This is a genomic window from Arthrobacter sp. GMC3 (genome assembly GCF_002929305.1).
Classification (GTDB): Bacteria; Actinomycetota; Actinomycetes; order Actinomycetales; family Micrococcaceae; genus Specibacter.
In genome coordinates this window covers 239,949-250,973 of sequence record NZ_PJIO01000008.1, presented here as the reverse complement: position 1 = coordinate 250,973, position 11,025 = coordinate 239,949, and the positions used below count along the sequence as shown (strand labels likewise).

Genomic DNA, 11,025 nt, shown 5'->3' with positions numbered 1-11,025 from the left:
GGGGGGGGGGGGGGGGGGGGGGGGGGGGGGGGGGGGGGGGGGGGGGGGGGGGGGGGGGGGGGGGGGGGGGGGGGGGAACTTGGCGAATGCCATTTAGTAATTTATTTACATTTCTTACTGCTATTTCGTAAATGAAAAACTGTCTGTATGTTGTGAGTATATTCCCTGCGATTGCCGTGCACTAGAGCCCAGGCTCTGGATTCTTCAGGCAAAGCCCGGGTCCACGCATTTGCCGGCAGAATTGTTGGCGCACATTGAAAGGACGGGCCCGGTGAGTATTCAGTCCACGATCCACTCAAAACTTACTTCGCTACCTCCAGCATCCGCCAGAGTCGCGGCGGTGATCATCGCCGACCCCTCCGTGGTGCTGAACCACACCATCTCCGAGCTTGCGCAACTATGCAATACCTCTGACCCCTCCGTGGTTCGTTTCTGCCGGTCCATCGGATTTACCGGCTATGCCGGGCTGCGCCTTGCCCTGGCAACAGAACTTGGACGTGAAGCGGGCGCATCCCACGAAAAAAACGAGCCGGAATTCGGGATCGACATAAACCCCGCATCCTCCATGGCCGAGAATGTTGCCCGGATCAGGTTTACCGAAACCATGGGGATCGAAGAGACCACCGAAAACCTTGACCTGGCAGTGCTGCAAGAGGCCGTGAATCTCATCGCGGCGGCACGGCGCATCAACATCTACGGCGTCGGCGCCGGCTCGCTGGTCGCCGAAGACCTCCGGTACAAACTCTTTCGAATCGGGCTGGCCGCCAACGCCTTCCCCAACGCAGACAATGCACTCATGGGAGCATCCTTGATGGGTCCGGAAGACGTGGCCATTGCCTTCTCCCACGGTGGAGCAACAACGTCCGTCCTCGATTTTCTGCGCCTTGCCAACCATCAAGGTGCCACAACAGTTGTCATCACGAACGCGCCCGGCTCCGCCGCGGCCAAAGAGGCCAGCCTGCATTTGTTGACGGTAGTCCGGGAAACCCCCTTCCGGGCAGGTGCCATGGCCTCGAGAATTTCCCAGCTAGCCGTGGTCGACTGCCTGTTCGTTGGTGTGGCACAGCAATGCTTCGCCGTCGCCGTCGACGCCTTGGAAGCCACCCACCAGGCCATCCAAGGGCCTGGGCACAAGAACCGGATCTAGTCCCCAACCTCTCCCCAACAGAATTCGCTGGCGCGAATTCTGTTGGGGCCCCTCGAGGTTGTGGGCCCAACGCGCTGGTATGGAGCTTCGCTCGCAGCTCAGGCTTGGAGCAACCGGACTACGGCCTCGGCACCCACACGGCTGAAGCCATGGCAGTGGATGGTGGTCAGGCCGCCAGCCGTGGAGGCGGCCTCGGGGGCCAGACCGGCGTTGATGCACACGGCGTTGGGCGCGGCCTGGGCCACCAGGGCCAAGGTGGCCTGCTGCTCCGGCGACAACAGTGAATCGACGATCACAATGATGGGTTCACCCTGTGATGAGTCCGCGCCCAAGAGTTCAGACAGCTCCGGAGCCGGCAATGATGCCGCCCCCAACGTGCTGACTTGATGTTCATCCAGTAGTGCGGTGGCCAGGAAGTTTTCGGTGGGACCGGCGGCCATGTTGTGGCCGGTACGGGCGTCCACAAGGGTGACCACGGCGTCGAGATCGGCCAGATACCCGGACACAGCGGCGGCACCCTGTGCGATTTTGCATGCGCGGGCGGCCACGTCCACCCAGTCGATGACGGCATCGGCTTCGGCGCTGGAGTCAGCGGCTGCGGTGGGTGCTCCCTGGGACCACTGAGCGAACGTTGCCACCCGGGCTCCAGCCTGACGCAAGACGGACACGGGCAAGCGACCGGAGGAAACGGCGTCGTACACGGCGTCATACACCTCGGTGTAGCAGGCTTCATCGTCCCTGCCGGTGGTGTAGGCATTGAGGGGATTGCCAACGCAGAGCAGATCCGAGCCGGCCAGCAGCGCCAAAACAGCGCCCTCGCCCGGGCCCACGGTTGCGCGCACCGCGGCCATGTCCAAGGCGTCGGTGATCAGCAGACCCTCGTAGCCCATCTCGCGCAGCAGCGTCCCTACCTGCGGATTCAGGGTTGCCGGAGTCTCGCCCAGTTCGGGAATGATGATGTGAGCGCTCATCATGGACGCAACACCGGCGTCGATCGCGGCCTGGAACGGCGGCAGGTGGTGTTCGCGCATCTGTGCCATGGTCAGCTCCACGCGGGCCACATCCATGTGCGAATCCGTCACCGTGTCACCATGGCCGGGGAAATGCTTGGCGCAGGCTCCCACGCGCAGTTCCTGAATCCCGGACACGGCGGCAGCAGTATGTGCGCTAACCAGGGCTGTGGAGGAGCCAAAGGCGCGCACCCCAATGACGGGGTTCAACGGGTTGGTGTTCACATCCGCCACCGGCGCAATGGTCAGGTTGACCCCGGCAGCCCGGCAAAGCCGGCCAATCGCGCGGCCCGCGGCAGCCGTCGTCGTCAGCTCATCCAGGGCGCCAAGCGCGGCGGCACCGGGGATCGTGGATCCGTCACGCGCCTGGAGGCGGGTGACGTTGCCGCCCTCCTCGTCAACGCCGACGACGGCGGCCGGGTTGGCGGTGCGGATGGCGGTCGAAAGTGCGCCCACCTGTTCCGGGACGGACGGATCGATGTTGTGCGCAAAATAGACCACACCGGCCAGACCGTTGCGCAGTGCGCCATCGAGCCAAGCGGGGACCGTAGTACCCACAAAACCTGGCCAAATGACGGAGTTGACCAGGCGCGGGAGGTCGGCTGGAAGGCCCTCCGCAGAGTCCCCGGCCAAGGCGCCGGAAGACGAAACGGGGGCAGGGGAGTGGGGGAGATCACTAGAAGTCATGCTGGACAGCCTACCGTCGTGAAAGTGGCCTAAACTTTATGTGTCGCCATCAACGAGCCACCCTACGGAGAATTTCTGTGACCAGCGTTCCTCTCAACCGTGTTCCCATCCGCCGTGCTTTGATCTCGGTCTACGACAAAACCGGTCTGGAGGAGCTGGCTATCGGTCTGCACGCCGCCGGGGTTGCCATCGTTTCCACCGGCTCCACCGCCGCCAAGATTGCCGCGGCTGGCGTCCCCGTCACCGAAGTTTCGCAGGTCACCGGTTTCCCTGAAGCCCTCGATGGCCGAGTTAAGACCCTGCACCCGCTGGTTCACGCCGGCATCCTGGCCGACCGCCGCCTGCCTGATCATGTGCGCCAGCTCGAAGAGATGAACGTTGAGCCCTTCGACCTCGTCGTGGTGAACCTGTACCCGTTCGTTGACACCGTCAATTCCGGTGCCAGCCAGGACGCTGTTGTTGAGCAGATCGACATTGGTGGGCCGTCCATGGTGCGCGCCGCAGCCAAGAACCACCCCTCCGTTGCCGTGGTCGTGGACCCGGCCAAGTACGGCGAAGTTATTGCCGCAGCCGCCGCTGGCGGTTTTGAGCTCGTGGCCCGCCAGCGTCTGGCCGCCGCCGCGTTCGCCCACACCGCCGCGTACGACAACGCGGTAGCCGCCTGGACCTCCGCCCAGTTCCTGGACGTTGACGGCGACGGCGTCATCGACTGGCCGTCCTACGCCGGCTACTCCCTGGAGCGCTCGGAAGTTTTGCGCTACGGCGAAAACCCGCACCAGCAGGCTGCCCTCTACGTGGACAAGGCAGCCCCGGCAGGCATTGCCCAGGCCGACCAGCTGCACGGCAAGGCCATGAGCTACAACAACTTCGTTGACGCCGACGCCGCCCTCCGCGCAGCCTTCGACTTCGCCGAGCCCGCCGTGGCCGTCGTCAAGCACGCCAACCCGTGCGGCGTGGCTGTGGCATCACCCGACGCGGACGACGCAATCGCCGACGCCCACCTTAAAGCGCACGCCTGCGACCCCGTCTCCGCCTACGGTGGAGTCATCGCCGCCAACCGCACCGTCACGGCCGCCATGGCGCGCACCGTGAAGGACATCTTCACCGAGGTTGTCATCGCCCCCGACTTTGAGCCGGAGGCCGTGGAGATCTTGTCCACGAAGAAGAACATCCGCCTGCTGGCCCTGCCCGAGGGCTACGGCCGCTACCCGGCCGAGGTCCGCCAGGTCTCCGGCGGCATGCTGGTGCAAATGTCCGACCGCATTGACGCCGACGGCGACAACCCGGCCAACTGGACACTTGCCGCAGGCCCGGCCGCCGACGCCGCCACGCTCGCGGACCTCGAATTCGCCTGGACTGCCGTTCGCGCCGCCAAGTCCAACGCCATCCTGCTCGCCAACCACGGCGCCACGGTCGGCATCGGCATGGGCCAGGTCAACCGCGTGGACTCCTGCAAGCTGGCTGTGGAGCGCGCCAACACCCTCGGCGTTGTCGTTGAATCCAGCGTCGATGCCGCCGGTGGCGCAGCAGGTGCCGAGGGAGCCGTGTCCGAGCAGCGCTCGGTGGGTTCCGTTGCCGCATCCGACGCGTTCTTCCCGTTCGCCGACGGCCTGGAAATCCTGCTCAACGCCGGCGTCCGCGCCGTGGTTCAGCCGGGTGGCTCCATCCGCGACGAAGAGGTCATTGCCGCGGCCAACGCTGCCGGGGTCACGATGTACTTCACGGGAGCCCGCCACTTCTTCCACTAATCCCCACGCCCTCCCAAGCCTCGTTCCTCGGCTCGGGGCCCTCGGGCGCGGGGGCCCAAAAGTTGGCGTTTTGTAGTTCCGCGGCGGGTCACCAACAGGTGGCCCGCCGTCCGCGTATAGACGCCGGATCACTTTTGGTCGACTTTTTGCCGACGCGGTATCAGCTTTGGGGCCTAATCGATGAACGCCGTATCACCTGGTGATACGGCGTCGCTGAGAAACCCGCCAAAGGTGATACGGCGTCGCTGGGAAACGCGCCAAAGGTGATACGGCGTCGTAGGGTGCGTCACCTCAACGACGCCGATAGCGGGCAAACGCGCGCCCTCGGGTAAGTTAGGGGGGAAAGAAATCAAAAGCAGTTGCGCAGATATCCGTTGATTTTTCGTAGGAGACGCCTCACCCATGGCAAAGATCATTTACACCCACACCGACGAAGCCCCCATGCTGGCAACGTACTCACTCCTGCCGATCGTTGAAGCCTTTGCTTCCACGGCGGGCGTTGACATTGAGACTCGCGACATTTCGCTTGCTGCCCGCATCATCTCCGTCTTCGGCGACTACCTCGCCGAGGACCAGCGGATGGCGGACGCACTTGCTGAGCTTGGCGCACTGGCCAAGAGCCCTGACGCCAACATCATCAAGTTGCCCAACATCAGCGCCTCCATCCCGCAGCTGAAGACCGCCATCGCCGAACTTCAGGGCCAGGGCTACGCGCTTCCGAGCTACCCGGATGATCCCTCCACTGACGAGGAAAAAGACGTTCGCGCCCGCTACGACAAGATCAAGGGCAGCGCCGTGAACCCGGTTCTGCGCGAAGGTAACTCGGACCGCCGTGCGCCCCTGTCGGTGAAGAACTACGCCCGTGCCAACCCGCACACCATGGGTGCCTGGTCCGCTGACTCCAAGACCAACGTTGCCACCATGAGCGACGGCGACTTCCGCCACAACGAGAAGTCCGTGGTCATCGAAGCCGATGACAAGCTCAAGATCCAGTTCGTAGCCGCCGACGGTATCACCACCGTGCTCAAGGAATCCGTCCCCGTGCTGGCAGGCGAGGTTGTTGACGGCACTGTCATGCGTGCCGCCGCACTGGACGAGTTCCTGGCAGCTCAGGTTGCCCGCGCCAAGGAAGAGGGCATCCTGCTCTCCGCCCACCTGAAGGCCACCATGATGAAGGTCTCGGACCCCATCATCTTCGGCCACGTGGTCAAGGCCTACTTCCCCGAGTTGTTCGCCAACTACGGTGCTGCACTTGCCGCTGCCGGCCTGAGCCCGGCCAACGGCCTGGCCTCCATCCTCAACGGTCTGGATGCCTTGGACGCCGACGTTCGCGAAGGCGTCGAAGCCGCCATCAAGAAGGGCTACGAAGAAGGCCCGGCGCTGGCTATGGTCGATTCCGACAAGGGAATTACCAACCTGCACGTTCCTTCCGACGTGATCGTTGACGCTTCCATGCCCGCCATGATCCGCACCTCCGGCCACATGTGGGGCCCTGACGGCGCAGAGGCCGACACCCTGGCCGTTCTCCCGGACAGCAGCTACGCCGGCGTTTACCAGGTCACCATCGATGACTGCCGCAAGCACGGCGCCTTCGATCCGACCACTATGGGTACAGTCCCCAACGTTGGCCTCATGGCGCAGGCGGCCGAGGAATACGGCAGCCACGACAAGACGTTCGAGCTCAGCGAATCCGGGACCGTCCAGATCGTCAACAGCGCCGGCGATGTCCTGATCGAACACAACGTCGACGCCGGTGACATCTGGCGCGCCTGCCAGGTCAAGGACATCCCCGTCCGCGACTGGGTCAAGCTCGCCGTCACCCGTGCCCGCGCCTCCGCCACCCCCGCCGTATTCTGGCTGGATAAGACGCGCGCGCACGACTCCAACTTGATCGTCAAGGTCAACGAGTACCTCAAGGACCACGACACCGAGGGCCTGGACATCCGCATCATGTCCCCGGAGGAGGCAACCGCCTTCACCCTGGAGCGCATCCGCCGCGGCGAAGACACCATCTCCGTCACCGGCAACGTCCTCCGCGACTACCTCACGGACCTGTTCCCGATCCTGGAACTGGGCACCAGTGCCAAGATGCTCTCGATCGTTCCGCTGATCGCTGGCGGTGGCTTGTTTGAGACCGGCGCCGGTGGTTCCGCCCCGAAGCACGTCCAGCAGCTCGTCAAGGAAAACCACCTGCGCTGGGACAGCTTGGGCGAATTCCTGGCTCTGGCCGTCAGCTTCGAGCACCTTGCCGTCACCAAGGGCAACGCCCGCGCGCAGATCCTTGCCGACACCCTGGACCGCGCCACCGGGACGTTCCTGTTGGAGAACAAGTCCCCGAAGCGCAGGGTCGGCGAGATCGACAACCGCGGCAGCCACTTCTTCCTGGCCAAGTTCTGGGCCCAGGAATTGGCAGCGCAGAACGACGACGCCGAGCTGGCTGCGGCGTTTGCCTCGGTTGCCAAGGAACTCACCGCAAATGAGGACGTCATCGTGGGCGAGCTCGCCGCAGTCCAGGGTTCCCCTGTTGACCTGGGCGGCTACTACCACCCGGATGCGGCCAAGGTAGCCGCCATCATGCGCCCGTCAGCGACCCTGAACAAGGTCATCGCCGCACTGTAATAGCGCACCTCCACAAGAATGCCCGTCTCCGATAGGAGGCGGGCATTTTTGTGTCCGCAGGGTGGCACCGCAGCCCATTCTGCTCGGAAACAATCAGGCTGTTACCAGATCTTTACGTGCAAATGTGTTCTACGCCACATTTCAGGTAGTAATGTCAGATCTCGTGAAGCGCATGGCGATGGTGGGACGAAGACGTCCGGCCACGCCAGCAGCCTAGTCTGGAAGGCAATTTTATGAATCGTAAGAAAGTAATGACCACGATTGCAACCGTTGCAACCCTCGGCCTGCTCCTGGGTGGTTGCGCAAATCAGGCGGCCGCGCCTGGTGCCAGCAGTGCAGGTGCAGGCGGTGGCCTGAACCTTGACGTTCCCGTTCTGACGTCGATTGAAACACCCAAGGACGCCGTACTGCCGGCCGGTGATGGGAAGGCAACCTGCCCCTCGACCACTACCTTGGCTTACATTGGTGCAGAAACGGGTGCAAACGCCCAGCTCGGCATCAATATTTTCAACGGTATTCAGCTCGCCATCAACGAGCACAACAAGTCGAACCCCGGATGCCAGGTGGCATTCAAGAAGTTCGACACCGAAGGTGACCCCACCAAGGCAACCGGCCCGGTAACGCAGGCCACCAAGGAAGATGACATCATCGGCGTGATCGGCCTGCCGTTCTCCGGTGAATCCAAGGCCACAGGCAACATCTTCGAGCAGGTCAAACTTGTTCACATCACCCCGGCCGCAACCAACCCGGGACTGACCACCAACGGTTGGACCACGTTCTTCCGTGGCTTGGGTAATGACGCTGTTCAGGGTCCGGCCGCTGCCACGTTCATGACCAAGACCCTCGGTGCCAAGAACGTGTACCTGGTCCAGGATGACTCCGACTACGGAATCGGCCTGGGTGCCACCACGACGGCGGCCCTGGGCACGGCCTTGATTGGCTCCGATAAGGTCACCACCGGCCAGAAGGACTTCTCGGCCACGATTTCCAAGATCATGAACTCCAAGGCCGACGCCGTGTTCTACTCGGGCTACTTTGCCGAGGGTGCACCGTTCGATCAGCAGTTGGTGGCTAAGGGATTCAAGGGCGCCTTTGTTGGACCTGATGGTGTCAAGGATGACCAGTTCATCAAGCAGGCCGGTGACGCATCCGCGAATGCGTTCTTCACCTGCCCCTGCATCCCGGGTGAATTGATCCCCTCGTTCGCATCGGCCTACTCGGCGTTGACGAACTCTCAGCCCGGAACCTACTCCATTGAAGGTTACGACGCTGCCACCGTGATGCTTGCTGGCATTGACAAGGGCAACCAGGACCGGGCCAAGCTGCTCGACTGGGTCAAGAACTACGACGCATCAGGCTTGAGCAAGCACTACAAGTGGGACGACAAGGGCGAGCTCCAGGCCCCGGCCGTCTACGGCTACCGCGTCAAGGACGGCAAGATCGTACCCATCGGAGCCATCGGATAATCCTTGCAACTCTTAGATGCTGTGGAGCGCGAAATCATGGCGCTCCACAGCATCTATGTGGTTATGGCCCACTTATCCGTTCAACAAGTCCGGTGCGGGACAGAGACGTTCCGTGCCTGACTGGAACAGGAAGTACAGATGCTCTCTACAGTACTGACGGCACTCCCGGCAGACAGCGACTGGATTAATTTCGACGTTCCCTCGCTCATGCAAAACTTTTGGAGCGCCACCTTCGACGGCCTCACCTTTGGTGCCATCTACGCGCTGGTGGCCCTCGGCTACACACTTGTTTACGGCGTCCTGAACTTGATCAACTTCGCCCACTCAGAAGTTTTCATCATGGGCTGCTACGCGGTTTTCTTCACCCTTAGCTTTCTGGGGTTCGGCCCGTCGGCCCCCAACCTTGGCATTGGTGCCATCATCTTGAACCTGCTGCTGGCCCTCATTGCGGCCATTGTGGCATCGGCCCTGACCGCGTTTCTCGTGGAACGGCTGGCCTATAGGCCATTGCGCAAACGCAACGCCCCCCGGCTCGTTTACTTGATCACGGCTATCGGCGCCTCCTTCACCATTCAGTACCTGATCTTCTTGTGGCGGGGCCCGCTTCCTGAGCCGGCCCTGACCATGTTCATTCCGACCCCCATCTTCGAGGTCTTCGGCACCATCATCGATTCACAGCAGATCATCATTGTGGTGGCCGCTGTCATCATGATGGTGGTGGTGGATCAGTTCATCCGCCGCTCCCGCACAGGCCGCGGCATCCGGGCAGTGGCCCAGGATCCCGACACGGCTACGTTGATGGGTGTGAACAAGGAAAAGATCATTGTCACGACCTTCATCATCGGTGGTGTCCTCGCCGGAGCCGCCGCCCTGTTCTACGTTATGAAGATCCCCTCCGGCGTGCAGTACAACGGCGGATTCATCCTGGGTATCAAGGCTTTTGCCGCCGCCGTCCTTGGCGGCATTGGCAACGTCCGCGGCGCCCTGCTCGGTGGCCTGCTGCTGGGACTGATCGGCAACTATGGCCAGATCCTGCTAGGAAGTTCACAATGGACTGACGTTGTGGCGTTCGTGGTGCTGGTGCTGGTTCTGCTGGTTCGCCCCGAGGGCATCCTGGGCACGTCTCTGGGAAGGAGCAAGGCATGAGCACAATAGATGGCCCCACCCCACTGCCCGGCGCAAAGGCCAGCCAGGCAGCGGCCGACCGCCAGGCGTCCGGGAACATCCCCGGGGGCAGTGCCGACGCCGTGCGAAAGTCCGGCTGGTTCGGTCGCTGGAGCGAAAAATGGCGGGCCATGCCCCGTCAAAAGCAGTGGCTGTACCTTATTGTCATTGTGGTGATCGCCTACCTGCTTCCGGTCATCAATCCGCCCATTCTCTCCACCGAACCCGGTAACGACTTCCCACTGGCACTGTTCTCCATGGCCGTGTACGCATTGGCGGCCGTGGGCCTGAACATTGTCATTGGCTACGCGGGCCTGCTGGACCTGGGCTACATCGCGTTTTTCGCCGTCGGATCCTACACGGCAGCCATGCTGACAAGCCCCGATTCACCGTTCTTCAAGATCCCGTACCTGTGGACCATCCCGCTGGCCATATTGGTGGCCTTGTGCGTCGGGGTGATCCTGGGCATCCCCACCCTGCGCCTGCGCGGGGATTATCTGGCCATTGTGACGCTCGGATTTGGCGAGATCATCCGCATCCTGGCCACCCTGATCCCCGCGATGAAGGGCCAGGTGGGTTTCCAAAACGTTGGCCGCCCGCCGGGGATGGGCCCCGATGGCATCCCCATCTTTGCCAATTCCAACGGCACGCCCTGGTATTGGCTGGCACTGACAATCCTGATCATCGTGCTCTTCCTCGCCGGAAACCTTGAGCGCAGCCGTGTGGGCCGCTCCTGGATTGCCATCCGGGAGGACGAGGACGCCGCCGAGACCATGGGCGTACCCACCTTCAAATACAAGGTGTGGGCGTTTGCCATGGGTGCCGGCGTCGGTGGTATGGCTGGCGCACTATTTGCCGGGCAGGTGGGCTTTGTCAACAATCAAAAGTTCGACGTCGTCACCTCCATCATGTTCGTCGCAGCCGTCGTGCTGGGTGGAACGGGCAACAAAGTCGGTGCCGTTTTGGGTGGCGCCGTGGTGGCCTACATTCCCCTACGGTTCACGGCCATTGCCGAGTACAAGTACCTGATCTTCGGCCTTGCCCTGGTTGTCATCATGATCTACCGTTCGCAGGGCCTCCTTCCGGCCCGGCAGCGGCTTCTGGCCTACGGGCACATCGCGTACGCCAAGGTGCGAAGAACGGCACCGATTGCACCGGCGCCTGTCACCGAAAAGGAGGCCTAG

The 11,025-nt window shown here is 62.7% G+C and carries 7 protein-coding genes; 6 read left to right on the top strand and 1 reads right to left on the bottom strand.

The features are described from left to right. The first annotated feature begins 271 nt into the window (after nt 1-271). Nucleotides 272-1,147: a MurR/RpiR family transcriptional regulator gene (locus CXQ94_RS14595; RefSeq protein ID WP_104091292.1), complete on the top strand. Its 876-nt coding sequence runs from the start codon at nt 272-274 to the stop codon at nt 1,145-1,147. A 98-nt stretch (nt 1,148-1,245) separates the two neighbouring features. On the opposite strand, the gene CXQ94_RS14590 is transcribed toward CXQ94_RS14595, so the two are convergent. After that, nucleotides 1,246-2,844 (bottom strand): glycoside hydrolase family 3 protein, encoded by a 1,599-nt coding sequence (locus tag CXQ94_RS14590; protein ID WP_104091291.1) that lies wholly within the window; start codon nt 2,842-2,844, stop codon nt 1,246-1,248. A gap of 77 nt (nt 2,845-2,921) precedes the next feature. Here CXQ94_RS14590 and purH point away from each other — a divergent pair, with 77 nt between their 5' ends. The 5 genes from purH (at nt 2,922) to CXQ94_RS14565 (ending at nt 11,025) form a co-directional block, all read left to right on the top strand. Further along, on the top strand, nt 2,922-4,592 hold the full coding sequence (purH, locus tag CXQ94_RS14585; protein WP_258067095.1) for a bifunctional phosphoribosylaminoimidazolecarboxamide formyltransferase/IMP cyclohydrolase: 1,671 nt from the start codon (nt 2,922-2,924) through the stop codon (nt 4,590-4,592). A 402-nt stretch (nt 4,593-4,994) separates the two neighbouring features. Further along, entirely contained in the window at nt 4,995-7,211 is a 2,217-nt protein-coding gene (locus CXQ94_RS14580) for an NADP-dependent isocitrate dehydrogenase (RefSeq protein ID WP_104091289.1), read from the top strand. Between the two features lie 251 nt (nt 7,212-7,462). Then, nucleotides 7,463-8,677, top strand: a complete 1,215-nt coding sequence (locus CXQ94_RS14575) for a branched-chain amino acid ABC transporter substrate-binding protein (RefSeq protein ID WP_258067094.1) — start codon at nt 7,463-7,465, stop codon at nt 8,675-8,677. A gap of 138 nt (nt 8,678-8,815) precedes the next feature. Beyond that, nucleotides 8,816-9,823, top strand: a complete 1,008-nt coding sequence (locus CXQ94_RS14570; protein ID WP_104091287.1) for a branched-chain amino acid ABC transporter permease — start codon at nt 8,816-8,818, stop codon at nt 9,821-9,823. Then, a complete protein-coding gene (locus CXQ94_RS14565; RefSeq protein WP_104091286.1) occupies nt 9,820-11,025 on the top strand; it encodes a branched-chain amino acid ABC transporter permease in 1,206 nt (401 codons plus the stop codon). The genes CXQ94_RS14570 and CXQ94_RS14565 overlap by 4 nt, the downstream gene beginning before the upstream one ends.

Bases quoted from the DNA above. Each gene is read 5' to 3' on its own strand.
- CXQ94_RS14580 (WP_104091289.1), top strand. From the start codon at position 4,995: ATGGCAAAGATCATTTACACCCACACCGACGAAGCCCCCATGCTGGCA.
- CXQ94_RS14570 (WP_104091287.1), top strand. From the start codon at position 8,816: ATGCTCTCTACAGTACTGACGGCACTCCCGGCAGACAGCGACTGGATT.
- CXQ94_RS14575 (WP_258067094.1), top strand. From the start codon at position 7,463: ATGACCACGATTGCAACCGTTGCAACCCTCGGCCTGCTCCTGGGTGGT.
- CXQ94_RS14565 (WP_104091286.1), top strand. From the start codon at position 9,820: ATGAGCACAATAGATGGCCCCACCCCACTGCCCGGCGCAAAGGCCAGC.
- CXQ94_RS14590 (WP_104091291.1), bottom strand. From the start codon at position 2,844: ATGACTTCTAGTGATCTCCCCCACTCCCCTGCCCCCGTTTCGTCTTCC.